This window comes from Thermomicrobium roseum DSM 5159 (genome assembly GCF_000021685.1).
Taxonomy (GTDB): domain Bacteria; phylum Chloroflexota; class Chloroflexia; order Thermomicrobiales; family Thermomicrobiaceae; genus Thermomicrobium; species Thermomicrobium roseum.
The window spans coordinates 1,846,326-1,863,993 of record NC_011959.1; the positions used below are offsets into that span (position 1 = coordinate 1,846,326).

The window sequence follows — 17,668 nt, forward strand, 5'->3', positions numbered from 1 at the left end:
CGCGAGAAGGTCGATCCTCACCCAGAGCGGTCGTCCCAGAATTGATCCGGACCAGCGATGCGATCCAGGTAGAACGTGCCCTCGGTACGCCAGCCGAGCACGATGGCTCCGGGAGTCGGGCGGCAGAGTTCGCTGCGGATCGATGGTTGCCAGCTCTCGTCGAACGCTTCCTGCAAGACGCGGCCAGCGAATGGCTGTTCCGGCGTCAAGCCGAGAACGGCTGCTACGGTGGGAACGATATCCACCACGCCGGCTGGAATTCGGCTCGCGAACCCCTTGCGGATATTCGGTCCCAGCATCACGGCAAAAGCCTGCAGTTCGAAGGGGGAGCCCGAGCCGTGCGTCGACCGGAGCGCGACCTGCTCGGTCAGAGCGGTGACGACTCCGGCGACCCCGAACTCGTTCTGGTCCGCTCTCCAGGTCGGGCTCACAGCGAGGAGCGGGAGCCGCTCGAGGGCATCACGCTCGAGCGAGCCACCCCACACAGCGGTGAGAGGGGCTGTTCCTGGTCGTGCCGAGGTCAGCGAGGGATGAGCGAGGACCGCGCCGACCCATGGCTGCTCGAGCAACCACTCGATCAGTGGGGCAAGTTCTACCGGCTTGGGAGTAGTGGACCCCGGTCGCCGGAACAGGAAATCGCCTGCCGGCACGAGGCGATCGAGGACCGGCAGGGGAGGTGCCTGGCGGAGGAGTTCGCTCAGCGAGCGGTGATGGAGTGGGGTCGACTGGCCATGATCGGAAAGGACGAAGACGAGCAGATCGTCCAGCAGTCGGCGGGCAGCCAGGTGATCGAAGAAGCGAGCGAGCAGCTCATCCAGTTGGCGGAGGACTGACTCGCTTTCTGGGCTGCCGAGCCCAGCGAAGTGAAAGGTCGCGTCCGGCTCGTGGAGCCAGAGCACGGTCACCGCGACGTCTGGATAGGGCAGGAAGAGATCGCGGGCTGCGCGGATGGCGTAGCGGACGAGCTCGAGGGACGAGTCCGTGGGATCGGGAGGTGGCCCGAGCTTTTCGCGCAACGCGGCGAGATCGGGCAGGCCGAAGACCGAGCGAGGATTGACCAGGCGGAACGGCTGAGTGCGGGCCCAGAGCCAACTCGAGCCGGTGGAGCCGCTGGCTGCGACTGCGAGACGCTGCCCACGCGCGGCGAGGAGATCGGCGAGCGGCGGGCGCAGGATCGCCCGACCCTGCGTCCGCCGATCGAGTTCCGCGATTTGTCGAAAGTCGCTGGTATCCAGGATCCCGTCTTCGCCCGCTTCCTCGAGGACCATCACGTTGGAGACGATGCCGTGCTGTCCCGGATACGTACCCGTGCACATGGTCGCCACCTGAACCCGGGTATGTGGCGGATAGGCCGCCGCATACCGGGTCAGGCGCGTGCCCTCGGCTGCCAGGGAATGGACAAAGGGCATGCGTTCCTCGGTAACCAGGTCAGGGCGGAGCCCGTCGAGTACCACGATCAGGACACGGCTAGTCGCCACTGCTGTAGTCCTCTCCCTCAACCGGCCAACAAAAGGTTATCGGGCCGCAGATCCATATAGTAAAAGCTGTAAGGGGTCCACTTGACGAAATCGCGCATGGCATAGTGCTCGATCGGGATCCAGAGGACGGTTCCGGGTGCCTCCTCCTCCCAAATGTCGAGCGCATCCTGAAAAGCCCGTGCCCTGAACTGCTGATCGAGCGTCTGCCGTTGTTGCTCGCCGAGCTCGTTGAAGCGCGGATTCTCCGGCTTCCACCAGTCACGCTGGGTCGCCGTCCCCGGACCCCAGCGCAACCAGAAGGCTCCCTCCGGATCGGCCAAGTAGTTGGAGTTCGACCAAGACCCAACCATCCGCTCTTCCTTGGGGAGATCGGCCCAGTCGATCAGCTGGACTTCAGCGTTCACGCCGATCTGGCGCCACATCTCGACGATTGCCTGGGCTGCTTCATTGCCGAGCGTATAGTAGCCCGGTTTGTTGTTGTAGCGAATCGTGCTGCCGTCGTAGCCGGACTGACGGACGAGTTGGCGAGCGCGGTCTGGATCATAGGGCGTGTAGGGGCGTTGGGGGTTGTAAAGTGGTCCGTAATCCTCGAACTGATGGCTGCGCATGCGGACTGCCTGGTCATTCCACAGTGTCTTGATCAAGAGTTCGCGGTCGATGCCGAGATTGAGTGCCTGACGCAGTCGCTTGTCCTTCAAGAGTGGGTGATTGCAGTTGTAGCGCAGCACATGACAGTTGGCGAGCGGAATGCTGCGGATGACGATTCCTTGGCTCCGCTGGAGCACCGGTACCTGGTCCGGCGGCACGTTGGTGATGAGGTCGACCTCCCCGGACAAGAGCGCGGCGACTCGGGCCTGGATCTCGGGAATGACTTGGAAGACGATCCGGGAGGCCGTCGGGCGTCCACCGAAGTACGTCTCGTGGGGCTCGAGCACGAGCCGCTCGTCGGTCACGAACTCCGCCACACGATATGGCCCGGTGCCGATCGGCGCGCGAGCGAAGCCATCCATGCCGACTCGCTCATAGTACGCCTTGGGAATCAGCCAGCCGCCCCACGAGGAGATCCGCTTTTCGAAAACAGGGTCGGGGCTTTGGGTCACGAAGCGGACTCGATTCCTGTCCAGCGCACTGATCTCTGCGACTGTTTTGAAGTAGCTGGCAGCCTCCCGCAACTGATCCGGCGTATTCTTCAACAACCGCTCGAAGGTGAAGACCACATCCTCGGCAGTCAGCATGCTTCCGTCGTGGAACGTCACGTCGTCGCGCAAGGTGAACTCGACGGTCAGATCATCGATCCGCTTCCACTCCTTGGCGACCCAGGGTACGAGCGCGAAGCCAGCCCCTGGCTGCGGACCGCTCAGGAAGTCGCGCCGGATCAGGTAGTCGAAGATCGAATACGTCACGCGCGTGCCGACGTTCGAGAGCTGTTGGTGTGGATCGAGGTTCGGTGGCAGTCCTTGCACGCCGATCCGCAACTCGCGGCGCGGCACCGCTGTCGCGGTGGCGACCGAAGCCGGTGCTGCGGTCGGAGAGGGCATGCTGGTCGGCTGCGCCGCTGCTTGGCCTGCGCTGGCAGGCGTCGTTGCAGGAGTCGCGGTCGGCGTGCTCTCGCTCGTGTTGCAGGCGAGGAGCAAAGCACCCGGTAAAACGGTCAAACCTGCCACGATCTGTCGCCTCGTGAAGCAGCAGCGGGCGTTGTGGGTGGGTCGGTTGACCATCGGACTACTCCTTCCTTCGCTGACTCTTCTCTGCTGGCAGCGCATGACCGGTTCAGGACGACTGGTTGAAGAACTGCTCTTTGTTCGCTGCTTGGCCTCCTTTCGCCGTACCCGGGGTCAACGTCCCCTCGTCGTAGGATCAGTTACGTCGCGCAGCCAGTCGCCGAGTTCGTTGAACGAGAGGGTGATCGCCAGAAGGACAGCACCGGGGAAGACGGGGAGCCACCACGCGATCTGCAGGTAATTGCGGGCATCGCCCAGAATATTGCCGAGACTGGGTGTCGGTGGCTGCACGCCGATCCCGAGGAAACTCAGGGACGATTCCAACAAGACGAGACTGGTCAGGTGCAGCGTCATCAAGACGAGGAGCGGTGCGACTTCGTTCGGCAAAATGTGGCGCGCGAGAATGCGGGCGGGGCTCGCTCCAGCAGCTTGCGCAGCGACCACGAAGAGTTCGTTCCTGAGCCGGAGCGTATTGGCGCGTGCAATGCGCGCGTACTGCTCCCACCCGCTCAGTCCGAGCAAAATGATGAGGACAGTCAAACCGGTGCCAAAGAGCGTCAAAGCGATCAACGCTAGGACGATGAACGGCACAGCCAGCTGCACGTCGATCGACAGGCTGATCACGTGGTCGGGTAACCCACGCCGATACCCGGCGATGATCCCGAGGCTCGTCCCCACGACGGCGCTGATGATGACCCCCACCAAAGCCAAGGACAAGGAGACACGCGTTCCAGCGAGAATCCGGCTGGCCAGGTCGCGGCCCAGTTGGTCAGTTCCCAGAGGATGTGCCAACGTGCCACCGAATCCGACGGGTGGCTGCAGACGAGCCAGCAAGTCCTGGGTCGAGGGATCGGGAAGCGGCAAGAGCGGGACAGCCAACGCGGCAACGCTGATCCCGACGAGCCACACGACCGCCAGCAGCGAGGTCAGCGGCCAGTCGGGCCGCGCACGGGTACGGCGGGGTACGACGGGAAGTCCTGCTCGAGAACCGGACCGTCGGAGAGGAGTCGAAACGACCATCGCTCATGCCTCCAGCCGCACGCGAGGATCGAGCCAGCCGTACAGGATGTCGGTCAGGAGGTTGACCAACACCACCGAGGCCACGATAAGCAGAACGCCGTACTGGACGACCGGGAAGTCGCGCAGTTCGGCGGCTCGAGCCAAGAGTTGGCCCATCCCGGGCCAAGAAAAGACGGTCTCGGTCACGACCGCTCCCGCGATCGCCACTGCCACCTGCAAGCTGATGACCGTTACCAGGGTCAGCGCAGCATTGCGCCCCATGTGGTCGATCAGCACGGTCCGCCAGGGCAAGCCCTTGGCATGGGCAGTGCGAACGTAATCGGCCCGCAGGACTTCGAGCAGAGCCGAGCGCGTGAAGCGCGTCAGGCTCGCGACGCTGAAGCTGCTCAAGGTGAGCGCCGGCAGCACAAGGCTCGCTGCTCCTTGTTGACCCGACGTCGGAAACCACCCGAGGTGCAGCGCGAAGAGCAAAATCAGCAGCAGACCGAGGACGAAGTTCGGGATGCCCTGTCCGATCGCCGACAGAGCGACGATCGTGCGATCCAGAAGGCTTCCCGCTCGCAGCGCTGCCAGTGTGCCGAGCACGGTTCCGGCGCTCAAGGCGATGGCCAGGGCAGCGCTGGCCAGCCGTAACGTACTCGGGATTCGTTCGTGCACGACGACAGTCGCTGGGCGCTGATCGCGGAGCGAGCGTCCGAAGTCCCCGCGGGCGAGTTGCTGGAGATAGCGGGTGTACTGCACGGCGAGTGGCTCGTCGATCCCCCACGCCTGGCGCAACGCGGCCACTGCCTCGCTCGAAGCTTCTGGCCCGAGCAAGGCTTGTGCTGGGTCTCCGGACAGTCGGAGCCCGATGAAGACCAGCGTGACCACGATCCAGATCGTGATCAGCGCGCGCAGCAATCGGTAGGCGACGTAACGAGCCATCGCGCGCCCCTTTCCGGGTCGAGTCTTCTCCTGTACGGGCGCTGCACTGTGGCACCGGTGTAAAACGGCTTTGGCATTCTTGTTGCGGAGCGAGGTGTCGTCGCCTCGTGACCGAGCGAGGAGTAGCGCAGTGGGGCAGGTCATCCCGTTCCCGTTTCTCCCGAAGCTGAGCGAAGACCTGCACCGGGCCGGGAAGCGGATCGTGCTGACCAACGGCCATTTCGATCTCCTGCACATCGGGCATGTGCGGTATCTCCAGGCCGCACGCAGTTTGGGCGACGTGCTGATCGTTGCGGTCAACGACGATGTCTCGACCCGCAGGCGCAAGGGACGAGCTCGCCCGCTCGTACCGGAAGCGGAGCGGGCCGAGCTCCTGGCGGCACTGGCCTGTGTGGACTACGTCACGATCTTCCCCGGCGAGACGGCGGAGGAAGTCGTGCGGCTTGTCCGTCCTCACGTCTACGTCAAAGGCGGCGACTACGGGACCACGGAGGAAGACGCTGCGGCCGGCAAGCAACCGCTTCCCGAGGCCCCGGTCGTGCGCGCGTTGGGTGGTGAGGTGGTGCTTATCCCCTTGGTCCCGGAACGCTCGACGAGCGCGCTCGTCCGGCGCATTCTCGCGGCCTACGGCTGCGAGCCGGAGGCAGGAGCCGGCACGAGCGGGGAAACTGGGTGAGTCCGGCTGCTTGCGCGGCGCATTTCCTCCCGCTCAGGCTGCCCCCGGGTTAGAGCGATCGCTTTCCGGAAGAGCGGTGAGCCAGACGAGCCAACTGGCGGAGCTTGCCCGGTCAGCTTGCGCTCAGTCCGGCAATCCGTTCCCCACTCGGTACACTCGTGCTGGCCCGGGTAGGAGCGGGGAGCGTGTGCCGTGACACTGGACGAACCCTCCATGGCGAGGAGCGGCGCGCCGACGAGCGAGACGGTCGTGCAGGGGGAACGCGCCCGGGTGGCGCGCGCTGCTGGTGTCCTGATGATCGGTGTCGTGCTCAGCCGCGTGCTCGGCCTGGTGCGCGAGCAAGTCACCTCCTACTTTTGGGGCACGACGGACGCGATCGCGGCCTTCACCATCGCCGACAACGTCCACACCATGCTGTTCGACCTGGTCATCAGCGGAATGCTCCAAGCTGCTCTGGTACCGGTTCTGAGTGCCTACGCTGTGTCGGAGCGGCTCGAGGAGTTCCGTCGCATCGTCGGTGCGCTGCTGGTTTGGGTGGCAGTGGTCGTCGGTGCTGTGGTCGTCCTCGTCGCGATGGCTGCTCCCTGGGTCGTGTGGGGGATGACCGCGCTCGGCGGTGGGGAAGCGGCTCGTGGTGCCGAGACGTTCCAGCTGACCATCCGGCTCGTCCGGCTCATCGTCCCGGCCGTGTTGCTCCTCGCCTTCTCGACCGTGCTCATGGGAGCGCTCTATGCGCTCCAGCGCTTCACGCAACCGTCGCTGGCCTTGAGTGTGCGGAACGCCGCGATCGTCGCCTGCGCGCTCCTGCTGGGGCACTCGCTCGGGGTGACGAGCCTCGTCGTCGGCGTGCTGCTCGGCGCGCTCGGACTTGCAGCGCTGCAACTGTGGGGGCTGCGCGATTGTTTGCCCCGGTTGAACTTGTCGCTCTGGCATCCGGCCATCCGGCAAATCTTCTTGCTCTATCTGCCGATTTTTCTCGGCCTCTTCGCCAACACGGTCGCTTTGACGGTCGACCGGAACCTGGCCTGGGGAGTGGATCCGCATGCCTTGGGTGCGATGCGTTATGCGACAGCACTCAATCAGATGATCCTCGGGCTGGTCGCTGCGGCGACCTCGCTGGCCGCGCTGCCGACGCTCTCTCGACACCATGCGAGCGGGAACGAGGATGCCTATCAACGCACGCTGGCACTGGGACTCAAGTTCGTGGCGCTCCTCATCTTTCCGACCGTGCTGGGGATGGCCGCGCTCAGCTGGCCGATCGTCACGCTTCTCTTCCTGCATGGGGCGACCGATCTCGAGGGAGCCCGAGCGATCTGGATCGCCTTGCTCGGGTACCTTCCTGGCACGCTCTTCGCCGCATTCGACCAGATCCTGATCTTCGCGGCGTACGCCCGTCGCAATACGCAGACACCGGTTCTCGTCGGCGTTCTCTCGGTCGGGGTCTATTTCCTCGTCGCGCTGGCGCTCGTGCGCTCGCTCGGCATGCTGGGGCTCGTCTTGGGCAATACGGCGCAATTCGTGGCCCATACGCTCGTCATGTGGTGGGTGTTGCGGCGCTGGCTGGGTCGGGTGGGGGATGGCACGGTCGCGCGCACGATGCGAGCGAGCGCGCTCGCGGCGACACTGATGGCGCTCGTGGTCGGCAGTCTGGCCATCGTTGCCAGCCAGTGGCAGGCCCCCGAGGCGAGCGGGGTCGCCTGGCGCTTGCTGGTCGTGGGGGCGAACGTCGTGGTTGGTGCCGCCTGCTATGCCGTCCTCATGCGACTCTTCCGCGTGGAGGAGTTCCTCGCTTTGATCCGGCTGGTGCGTGCTCGTTTCGGCAGTTGACAGCGCGGCGCTTTTTCGGTTCTCTCCTTGCCGAGGATTTCCCGCTCTGCTCGCGCGACAGGGTGGTCGTGGAGATGCGGGGGAATCGCTTTTCGCGTCGGTCGTTCAGCCGAAGCAGGGGGGCGTGATGGCCTACGATCTCGTGGTCCGCAATGCGCGCTTGCGCGATGGGCGGGTGGTCGATCTCGCCGTGGCCGAGGGTCGGATCGTTGCGATCGAGCCGAACCTAGCGGGCGAGGCTCGGGAGACGATCGATGCTGGTGGGCGGCTCGTCTCGCCACCGCTCATCGAACCGCACTGTCATCTCGATGCGGCGCTTACCGAGGGGCTCGCTGGCCACAACGAGTCCGGCACGCTGCTCGAAGGGATTCAGCGCTGGGCCCTCACCAAGCCTCAGCTCACCATCGAGGCGGTCAAGGAGCGGGCGCGCCGGACGATCGAGTGGTATGCCAGCCAGGGAGCCCTGGTGATCCGCAGCCACGTCGATGTGTGCGATCCCAACTTCGTCGGTTTGCGTGCGCTCCTCGAACTGCGCGAGGAGGTGCGCGACCTCGTCGATCTGCAGCTGGTCGCCTTTCCGCAGGAGGGGATCCTCTCCTATCCGCGCGGTGCCGAGCTTCTCGAAGAGGCGCTCCGGCTCGGCTGCGACGTGGTGGGAGCCATCCCGCATTACGAGACGACCCGGGAGATGGGCGTCGAGTCACTGCGCATCGCCTTCGACCTCGCCGAGCGCTACGACCGGCCGCTCGATGCCCACTGCGACGAGACGGACGACGATCAGTCGCGTTTCGTCGAGGTGATGGCGGCGGAGACGATCCGGCGCGGGATGCAGGGACGTGTCGTCGCCAGCCATACGACCGCCATGGGCTCGTACAACAACGCCTATGCCTTCAAGCTCTTCGGCTGGCTCAAGCGTGCCGAACTCAGCATCATCGCCAACCCTCCGGACAACTCGATCTTGCAGGGGCGCTTCGATACCTATCCCAAGCGTCGTGGACTGACGCGCGTGAAAGAGCTGCTCCAGTTCGGGATCAACGTCGCGTTCGGGCACGATTCGGTGATGGATCCCTGGTATCCGCTCGGGACAGGGAACATGTTGCATGCCGCCTGGTTGGGCTTGCACCTCGTGCAGCTCTCGGGCTACGAGGAGATTCCGCTGGTGTGGGATCTGGTGACGACCAACGCCGCACGTGCTTTGGGGATCTTCGATCGCTACGGCCTCGAAGTCGGTAAGTCGGCCGATTTCGTCATTTTCGATGCGGCAACCGACCGTGATGCGCTCCGCATGCTCGCTCCCGCGCTCTTGTGCGTCAAGCGAGGACGCATCGTGAGCCGCACGAGCGCACCGCGGGTGGAGGTACGGCGGGGCGAGGAATTCGCTGCCATCCGGTACGAGCGCCCCGGTGAGGGGTTGAACGATCGATGAGCACGCACGTGCCTGTCGTTCTTCTCGAGCTGGCCGTGCCCGACTCCGTTGCCAGGCAGGAGTGGAAACTCCCCCGCGGTGCTTCCAGCTGTGTTACAGTCGAGTTCGCGAACGATTGTCCAGAGACAGGGACGCGAGATGGCCCGAGAGATCGTCGTACGACACCGCTTCACTGTCGATGACTACCACCGCATGGCCGAGGCGGGGATTCTCGCTGAGGATGACCGAGTCGAGTTGATCGAAGGAGAAATCGTCGAGATGAGCCCGATCGGCCGGCGACACCAGGCCTGTCTCGACAAGATGACGGCGCTTCTCGCGGGCCGGTTGGCAGGGCGCGCGATCGTCCGTATCCAGGGACCAGTGCGGCTGAGTCAGTTTTCCGAGCCACAGCCGGATCTCCTGCTCCTGCGTCCCCGGGCGGACTACTATGCCTCCGTCGATGCCGGACCGGACGACGTGCTCTTGCTCATCGAGGTCGCGGATGCCTCCTTGGCTTACGACCGCGAGGTCAAGGCGCCGCTGTACGCGCGGGCAGGGCTCGCTGAGTACTGGATCCTCGACCTCCAGAGCGATCGCCTGCTCGTCTTCCGCGACCCGGATTCCGGAGCGGGGCGCTACCGCTGTGTCGACTGCCTGGCGCGTGACGAGCGCATCGCTCCGTTGGCCTTCCCTGACCTCGAAATCCTCGTCGCTGACCTCTCGGCTTGAACTGCCGCGTGGCGGCACGTCGTCGCGGTTCCGGCGAGGAAAAGCAAGACCGGCAGCACCTACCGGTGGGTGCTGCCGGTCGGTCATCGCGTTCATCGGTCAGGCTTGCTTGGCCCGTTGGATCGCTTGCCAGATCTTCTGCGGGGTGAGCGGGATGTCGAGGTGCTCGATCCCGAAGGGAGCTAGGGCATCCATGACCGCGTTGGCGATGGTCGGGGTGGAACCGATCGTCGCCGCCTCACCGATCCCCTTGGCACCGAGCGGGTTGAGCGGAGTTGGCGTCTCGGTGTGGTCGGTGGTGAAGGAAAGCAACATCGCCGCCTTGGGCATGGCGTAGTCCATGAGCGTGCCGGTGAGGAGCTGGCCGTTCTCGTCGTAGCGGACCTCTTCCCAGAGGGCCTGGGCGATCCCCTGGGCCAAGCCACCGTGCACCTGGCCCTCGACGAGGAGCGGGTTGATGCGGGGGCCACAGTCATCGACCGAGTAGTACTCGAGGATCTCAACCTCGCCTGTCTCGGGGAAGACTTCGACCACTGCCACATGCGTCCCGAAGGGGAAGACCTCGTCAGGGGGTGCAAAGAAGTCGGTCGCGACCAGCCCTGGTTCCATCCCCTCCGGGAGATTACCGCCATAGGCCGCCTGGGCGATCTCGGCCAGCGTGACGGCGCGGTCAGGAGCACCCTTGACGCGCCATTTCCCGTCGACGAATTCGATGTCCTCTGCCGCCGCTTCGAGCAGGTGCGCGGCGATCTGCGTGGCCTTCTCCTTGATGCGGTCGATGGCCATGAGGACCGCGCCGCCGCCGACGACCAGGCTGCGGCTCCCCATCGTGCCATGCCCCTCGGGGACGCTTTGCGTATCACCGTGCAGCACGACGATCTGGTCGAAATCGGCTCCGAGGCGATCGGCGACGAGCTGGGCCAGTGCCGTCTCCAGCCCCTGACCGTGCGGCGAGGTACCGGTATAGACGGTGACCGCGCCGCTCGGCTCGACGCGGACGACTGCGCTCTCGTAGGGGCCGAAGCCGCAGATCTCCACGTAGCTGGCGAGACCAACCCCGACGAAGCGACCCTGCTGGCGGAGTTCCTGCTGCTTCTGGCGCCACTCGTGATATCTCGAGATCTCGAGAGCCTTGTCGAGTGCTTTGGCGTAGTCGCCCGTATCGTACTTCTCACCGGCTGCAGTCGTGTAGGGGAACTTCTCTGGTGGGATGTAGTTCAGGCGCCGGACCTCAGCGGGATCCTTGCCGAGCTTGCGGGCCAAGAGGTCCATCATCCGTTCGATGTAGTAGGCTGCCTCGGGTCGACCAGCGCCGCGGTAGGCGCCGACTGCCATCGTGTTGGTGTAGACGCCGTACGCTTTGATATCCACAGCCGGGATGTCGTAGCAGCCGCAGGCCATGAGACCGGTCGTCGAGGGGAGATAGAGCCCACGCGGGTAGGCACCGAGATTCTGGACGATGCGGGCACGCAATCCGAGGATGCGTCCCTCAGCATCGGCGGCGAGTTCGTAGTCCACCACCTGATCGCGGCCGTGGTTGGTGGCCATGAGATGCTCGGAACGTGTCTCGACCCACTTGACCGGGCGATGGAGGTGCAAGGCCAGCGCGGCGAGAATGAAGTCTTCCTGGTACGCGCCGATCTTGACTCCGAAGCCGCCCCCGACTTCCGGAGCGATGATGCGAACCTGGCCGTGTGCCAGCCCGAGCGCCGCCGCGAGCGCGTTCCGGTTCCAGTGCGGTGCCTGGGTGGAACTCCAGACCGTGACGCCTTGCGTCAAGGGGTCAGGGGCCGCGACGATGGCGCGCGTCTCCATCGGGATACCGGCCAAACGCTGCTGGCGGAAGCGTTGCCTGACGACGACGTGGGCCTGAGCGAAGGCTGCCTCGATGTCGCCGTGGACGCGCTCCCAGCGCTCCCCGATGTTGTTGGGGATATTCGGATAGAGTTGCGGAGCGCCGTCCTGCATCGCCACCTCTGGATCGATGATGGCGGGAAGGGGTTCGTAGTCGACCACGACCGCTTCAGCCGCATCGCGAGCGACTGCCGCTGACGTGGCGACGACGACGGCGATGGGTTGGCCGACATAGAGGGCGCGTTCGACCGCGATCGGCTCTTCCGGGGGAACCGGGATCCCTTCCGGTTTCTGCTCTTCAGGATGCGGTGCCTCCCCGGGGATGAGTTCTGGCTTCCCCTTGAGACGCGCTGCCAGATCGCGACCAGTGAAGACATCGACGACGCCTGGCATAGCCTTGGCGGCGGAGGCGTCGATACCGCGGATCCGGGCGTGTGGATAACTGCTGCGGACGAAGGCGACGTGCAGCATGCCTGGCAGCTTGAGATCGTCGACGTATTGCGAGGAGCCGGTGATGAGGCGCGGATCCTCCTTGCGCCGCACTCGCGCACCGACATAATGACTGATGACCATGAGACAACTCCTTTCCGTTTTGTACCAACGCGAGGTCCGGTGGCCCTGTCCACAAACTAGCGTGAACGTGTTTGACACTGTCGTCAAGGGGAAAAGGAAAAATCGAGGGCCCCGTGTGTCGTGGGACCCTCGAAGGCATCTTTCTCGTGAACGATGTGCTACGCTCGCTGCGCCTCTCGAATCGCCCGCCAGATCTTCTGCGGGGTGAGCGGGATGTCGAGGTGCTCGATCCCGAAGGGGGCCAGGGCATCCATGACCGCGTTGGCGATGGTCGGGGTGGAGCCGATCGTGGCTGCCTCGCCGATCCCCTTGGCACCCAGCGGGTTGAGCGGGCTCGGTGTCACCGTCTCGTCGGTCACGAAACTCGGCAGCATGCTCGCCTTGGGGATGGCGTAGTCCATGAGCGTGCCGGTGAGGAGCTGGCCGTTCTCGTCGTAGCGGACCTCTTCCCAGAGGGCCTGGGCGATCCCCTGGGCCAAGCCGCCGTGCACCTGGCCCTCGACGAGGAGCGGGTTGATGCGGGGGCCACAGTCATCGACCGCGTAGTACTCGAGGATCTCGACCTCGCCTGTCTCGGGGAAGACTTCGACCACTGCCACATGCGTCCCGAAGGGGAACAGCACACCCGACGGCGCGTAGTAGTCCGTCGCGACCAAGCCCGGTTCGATATCCGGTGGCAAACCGGGGCTATAGGCTGCTCGTGCGATCTCGGCCAGCGTGACGGCACGGTCGGGAGCACCCTTGACGCGGTACTTCCCATCCGCGTACTCGACATCCTCGATAGCCGCCTCCAGGAGATGAGCCGCGATGCGGAGCGCCTTCTCGCGAATCCGCTGAGCGGCCAGAAGCATCGCCCCCCCGCCGACCGCCAAGCTGCGGCTGCCCATCGTTCCCACGCCTTCGGGGACACTCTGCGTATCGCCGTGGAGAACGACGATCTGGTCGAAGTCGGCACCGATCTCGTCGGCGATGATCTGGGCCAGTGCTGTCTCCAGCCCCTGACCGTGCGGCGAGGTACCGGTGTAGGCGATCACTGCACCGGTCGGCTCGACGCGGATCGAGGCACTCTCGTAGGGGCCGAAGCCACAGATCTCGGTATAGGTGACCAATCCGATGCCGATGAAACGGCCCTGTTGGCAAAGTTCCTGTTGCTTCTGTCGCCACTCGTGGTAGCGGGAAATCTCCAGCGCCTTGTTCAGGTTCTTCTCGTATTCGGCCGAATCGTAGCGTGCACCCGCCGGCGTTTGGCAAGGGAACTTCTCGGGCGGGATGTAGTTCAGGCGCCGGACCTCAGCGGGATCCTTGCCGAGCTTGCGGGCCAAGAGGTCCATCATCCGTTCGATGTAGTAGGCCGCCTCGGGTCGACCAGCGCCGCGGTAGGCACCGACCGGTGTGGTGTTGGTGAGCACGCTGTAGGTCTCGATCGAGAGATTGGGAATATCGTAGACCCCGACGGACATCATGGCAGTCAGTCCTGCCAGGAGCAGGAGCTTGGGGTAGGCCCCGAGATCCTGGATCACTTTGGCCCGCAAGCCGAGGATGCGCCCCTCCTTCGTTGCGGCCAGTTCGTAGTAGGCGACCTGCCCTCGTCCCTGATTTGTCGCCATGAAATGCTCGGAGCGCGTCTCGTACCACTTGACCGGTCGGTGCAGGTGCAGGGCCAGCGCAGCCAGGATGATGTCTTCCGGATAGGCACCGATCTTGGCACCGAAACCCCCACCGACTTCTGGAGCGATGACGCGCACCTGCCCATGGCTCAAGCCGAGCGCTTGGGCGAGCGAGTTCCGGTTATTGTGTGGGGCTTGCGTCGATGACCAGACGGTGACACCGCGTGTCAGCGGATCAGGGGCAGCAACCACTGCGCGTGGCTCCATCGGAACCGAGACGAGGCGTTGCTGGTAAAAACGCTGCTTGACGATGACGTCGGCCTCGGCGAACGCCTTCTCGATATCCCCATGCTGGTGACTGGTGTGCATTGCGATATTGTTCTTCACCGTCGCGTGGAGTTGGGGCGCGCCTTCCTTCATCGTTTCTTCAGGATCGACGACCGCGGGCAGTGGCTCGTACTCGATCTCGACGGCAGCAGCCGCGTCATAGGCGCGATACCGTTCGGTTGCCAGCACGACGGCGATCGGCTGTCCGACGTAGCGCACGCGGTCGATCGCCAGGAGCTCGTGCTGCGGTGGACCAGCCTGATCCTCTTGCTGGGCCGGTGCTTCAGCTTCCCCCTCGCCCGCGCCCAACTGGACTGCTCCCTTCAGCCACTGCTCCAGTTCCTTGTGCGTGATCACCGCGACCACGCCGGGCAGAGCCAAGGCGGGCGAAGGGTCGATCCGCTTGATGATCGCGTGCGGATACGCACTGCGGACGAACGCCGCGTACAGCATCCCCCCGAGCTGAAGATCATCGACGTATTGTGACGAGCCGGTGATGAGCCGCGGGTCTTCCTTGCGACGGACACGTGCCCCGACCATTCGAGTGAGTACCATCACCGAACCCCTTCCCGACTGCTGTTCCCTTCTGCCGACGGTTCTGCGTCGTGCGAATCGCTCGGTCTCATTGTCAGTCCTGAAGTACCCGTTCGTCAAGAGGGAAGGTCGAGATTGCCGAACGGTCACTCGTCTCTCTCGTCACGTGCGATCGCGACGAGATCGATCGCTTGTGCCAGATCACCTGCTGCGATGCGGAAGTCGTCGATGCCGATGGTGGTGACGAGTTCGCGCTGGCGCTGGTTGAGCCAATGGCGGACGGCGAGCGTACCGACTGCGTGCAGGAACGCGCGGAGTTCGGTCGGTAGATGCCGGTGCAACCCGAACCGATCGAGGCGAAGAATGCGCTCGACGAGTCGGCGATTGGCTGTGCGGTAGGCGAGGACCCGCGTGCTCGGGAACACCCCCAGGAGGTCGACTCGCGGAAAGATGCTGGTGACCAGCGCTCGCAGGCTCGCTTCGTCGTATTCCCGGGCGTGGTGGGGGTTCAGCCCACTGAAAACGGCTGGCCGATTGGGAGTCGTGAGGATCAGGCGCCCCCCAGGAACGAGGACGCGACGTGCCTCGCGGAGGAGGCATTCCGGATCCGGCAGGTGCTCGAGAACCTGGAAACAGCAGATGAGCTGGAACGAGGCGGCACGGAACGGGAGGCGTTCAGCCGAGGCACGAACCCAGGTGAGGTTCGCGGCCGGATACCGGCGACGTGCGTGCTCGAGCGTGGGGAGATCGAGGTCGAGGCCGATGACCAGCCGAGCAGTTCGGGCCAGTTCAGCTGTCCCGTATCCCTCTCCACAACCGATGTCGAGCACGGACGCACCAGTGGCCAGCTGGCTCACCCAGCGGTACGCTGCCAGGCTTTGCCAATAGGTAACGCGCAGAGCCCAACTTTTCGGCGTTACACGTTCCGTGGTTGGTCGCCGGATCATCGCGGATTGTCCTCTCTCGTGAGCCAGGTCACCGGGCTGCTATCCTTGCCGGCGGCATCATGGAGCGAAAGGAGTCAACAGTGTCGGATTTCGTTTTGCCAGCGAGCACCTGGCTCGGACCGGTGACGTTACGTGTCGCCGACGCGGAACTCGTCAGTCGTTTCTATGCTGGCATGCTCGGCTATGCTGTCCAGCCCCTGAGCGATCGCCTGTTGGCTGTTCTGCCGCCTGATTCCTCGATACCGCATTTCCTCCTCGAATGGGATCCGGCGGCTCCACCCCGACCGGAGCGTGCTCCTGGTCTCTACCACGCAGCGGTCCTCTTGCCTGCCCGTGTGGAGTTGGCTCGCATTCTCCGGCATCTCGTCGAATATCGCTGGCCACTGGCTGGCGCGTCCGATCATGGTGTGAGCGAGGCCCTCTACCTCTCCGATCCTGAAGGGAATGGGCTGGAGATCTATGCTGATCGGCCGCGCGAACAGTGGCCGCGCTCGCCGCGCGAGGTCGTGGCCATGACGACCGTGCCCTTGGACGTGCGCGACCTCCTGCGCGAGCTCGAGGCGAGTCCGGATTCCTGGCGACACATGCCAGCGACGGCCCGGATCGGGCATGTGCACCTCCAGGTTTCCAGCCTCGAACTGGCCGAGCGCTTCTACGTCGAGCTGCTCGGGTTCGAGGTTACCCAGCGCTCCTACCCCGGGGCGCTCTTCGTCGCTGCCGGCGGCTATCACCATCATCTTGGCCTCAACATCTGGCACAGCCGTCGCGCTGATCCCGCACCGCCAGGATGCCGTGGCCTCGTTCGCTTCGCGGTCGTCGTGCCGGAGCGTGCCGCCTGGGAAACGGTGCTCGAACGCTTGCAGCGAGCCCACCGCCCGATCGAGCGTGGCTTGCAAGGTCCACTCGGCGAGGGAGCCCGCACGCGCGACTACGACGATCTGGAAGTCGAGCTCTGGACGCCGGCCTGAGTGCGCTCACTGCCGGCGGAAATCTGGGCTCGATCCGAGGTCCCGGACGAAGCGAGCGATGAGGCGGATCGCGGCGTCGAGGTCGTCCAGGCTCACTAACTCGTTCGGCGAGTGCATGTAGCGGTTGGGAACCGAGACGAGCCCGCAAGGAATACCGGCCCGCGCCGGCGCGATGGCATCCGCATCGGTCCCGGTCCGGGTCGGAGCAGCGGAGAGCGTGACTGTGATCCCTTCCGCTTCGGCTGCCGCCAACAAGCGCTCGAAGACGAGTGGATGAACCATCGAGCCGCGGTCCAGGACGGGACCCCCGCCGATACGGACGTCGCCGCCGCCCCGCTTGTCGGCATCCGGATGATCGGTCGCGTGCGTCACGTCGATGACGATCGCCACGATCGGTTCCAGCCTAAAGGCGGCTGCCCGCGCACCGAGGAAGCTGATCTCTTCCTGCGTCGCAGCGAGCGCAACGACATCCAGGGGCGGGCGCTCAGCGGCGAGCGCCCGCAGCGCCTCCAGCGCGATGAAGGCACCCATCCGGTTGTCCAGCCCACGCGCCACCAGCCGGCCGTTCCGCAATTCGATGGGCGGTTGCTCGATGACGATCGGGTCACCGACCCGGACGACTTCTCGTGCCTCGTTGCCATCGCGCGCACCGATATCGATCCACAGATCCTTGATTCGGCTTGCACGCCCCTTTTCTTCCTCCGACAGCAGGTGCGCTGGTTTGCGCCCGATGACGCCGAGGATCGGGCCTTGTCTGGTGAGGATGCGGACTCGTTGCCCGGTCAAGATCTGGTCATCCCAGCCGCCGATGGCGCGGAACCAGAGGAATCCCTGGTCGTCGATGTGGGTGACCATGAGTCCGATCTCGTCGATATGGCCTTCGATGAGGACGGTCGGGGTGTCCGCCCTCAAGCGGGCGTAGCTGTTGCCGTTGTGATCGACCCAGACGTCATCGGCGAAGCAGCTGGCTTCCTCGCGCCAGATGCGCGCTGCCGCTTCCTCGAAACCGGAGGGGCTGGGGGCCTCCAGCAACCGCAGCAAGAACGATTTCTGCTCGTCGCGCAGCATCCCTGCCTCC

General features: G+C 64.8%; 13 protein-coding genes. 5 read left to right on the plus strand and 8 right to left on the minus strand.

Annotation, left to right across the window (positions count from 1 at the left end; translation table 11 throughout):
* Positions 1-17 precede the first annotated feature (17 nt).
* The 4 genes from TRD_RS08585 to TRD_RS08600 form a co-directional block, all read right to left on the minus strand.
* The gene (locus TRD_RS08585; protein WP_015922780.1) at positions 18-1,478 is read right to left on the minus strand and encodes an alkaline phosphatase family protein; all 1,461 of its coding nucleotides are present in this window, start codon (positions 1,476-1,478) and stop codon (positions 18-20) included.
* A gap of 17 nt (positions 1,479-1,495) precedes the next feature.
* Positions 1,496-3,196: an ABC transporter substrate-binding protein gene (locus tag TRD_RS08590; protein WP_015922781.1), complete on the minus strand. Its 1,701-nt coding sequence runs from the start codon at positions 3,194-3,196 to the stop codon at positions 1,496-1,498.
* 117 nt (positions 3,197-3,313) lie between these two features.
* Entirely contained in the window at positions 3,314-4,219 is a 906-nt protein-coding gene (locus TRD_RS08595) for an ABC transporter permease (protein WP_015922782.1), read from the minus strand.
* 3 nt (positions 4,220-4,222) lie between these two features.
* On the minus strand, positions 4,223-5,143 hold the full coding sequence (locus TRD_RS08600) for an ABC transporter permease (RefSeq protein WP_015922783.1): 921 nt from the start codon (positions 5,141-5,143) through the stop codon (positions 4,223-4,225).
* Positions 5,144-5,273: 130 nt separating this feature from the next.
* Here TRD_RS08600 and TRD_RS08605 point away from each other — a divergent pair, with 130 nt between their 5' ends.
* From TRD_RS08605 to TRD_RS08620, 4 genes are all read left to right on the plus strand, one after another.
* Positions 5,274-5,819, plus strand: a complete 546-nt coding sequence (locus TRD_RS08605) for an adenylyltransferase/cytidyltransferase family protein (RefSeq protein WP_015922784.1) — start codon at positions 5,274-5,276, stop codon at positions 5,817-5,819.
* A gap of 192 nt (positions 5,820-6,011) precedes the next feature.
* A complete protein-coding gene (gene murJ / locus TRD_RS08610) occupies positions 6,012-7,646 on the plus strand; it encodes a murein biosynthesis integral membrane protein MurJ (RefSeq protein WP_015922785.1) in 1,635 nt (544 codons plus the stop codon).
* A gap of 127 nt (positions 7,647-7,773) precedes the next feature.
* The gene (gene codA / locus TRD_RS08615; RefSeq protein ID WP_015922787.1) at positions 7,774-9,072 is read left to right on the plus strand and encodes a cytosine deaminase; all 1,299 of its coding nucleotides are present in this window, start codon (positions 7,774-7,776) and stop codon (positions 9,070-9,072) included.
* A 138-nt stretch (positions 9,073-9,210) separates the two neighbouring features.
* Positions 9,211-9,780 (plus strand): Uma2 family endonuclease, encoded by a 570-nt coding sequence (locus TRD_RS08620; protein WP_041436076.1) that lies wholly within the window; start codon positions 9,211-9,213, stop codon positions 9,778-9,780.
* A gap of 99 nt (positions 9,781-9,879) precedes the next feature.
* Here the strand turns inward: TRD_RS08620 and TRD_RS08625 are convergent, their stop codons facing one another.
* From TRD_RS08625 to TRD_RS13740, 3 genes are all read right to left on the minus strand, one after another.
* Positions 9,880-12,207, minus strand: a complete 2,328-nt coding sequence (locus TRD_RS08625; protein ID WP_015922789.1) for a xanthine dehydrogenase family protein molybdopterin-binding subunit — start codon at positions 12,205-12,207, stop codon at positions 9,880-9,882.
* 158 nt (positions 12,208-12,365) lie between these two features.
* Positions 12,366-14,696 carry a xanthine dehydrogenase family protein molybdopterin-binding subunit gene (locus TRD_RS08630; protein WP_041436077.1) on the minus strand — a complete coding sequence of 777 codons (2,331 nt, stop codon included), beginning with the start codon at positions 14,694-14,696 and terminating at the stop codon, positions 12,366-12,368.
* Between the two features lie 125 nt (positions 14,697-14,821).
* Positions 14,822-15,622: a class I SAM-dependent methyltransferase gene (locus TRD_RS13740; RefSeq protein ID WP_015922791.1), complete on the minus strand. Its 801-nt coding sequence runs from the start codon at positions 15,620-15,622 to the stop codon at positions 14,822-14,824.
* Between the two features lie 80 nt (positions 15,623-15,702).
* On the opposite strand from TRD_RS13740, the gene TRD_RS08640 reads away from it, so the two are divergent.
* A complete protein-coding gene (locus TRD_RS08640) occupies positions 15,703-16,590 on the plus strand; it encodes a VOC family protein (RefSeq protein WP_015922792.1) in 888 nt (295 codons plus the stop codon).
* Between the two features lie 6 nt (positions 16,591-16,596).
* Here the strand turns inward: TRD_RS08640 and TRD_RS08645 are convergent, their stop codons facing one another.
* On the minus strand, positions 16,597-17,658 hold the full coding sequence (locus TRD_RS08645) for a M42 family metallopeptidase (RefSeq protein ID WP_015922793.1): 1,062 nt from the start codon (positions 17,656-17,658) through the stop codon (positions 16,597-16,599).
* Between the last annotated feature and the right edge of the window lie 10 nt (positions 17,659-17,668).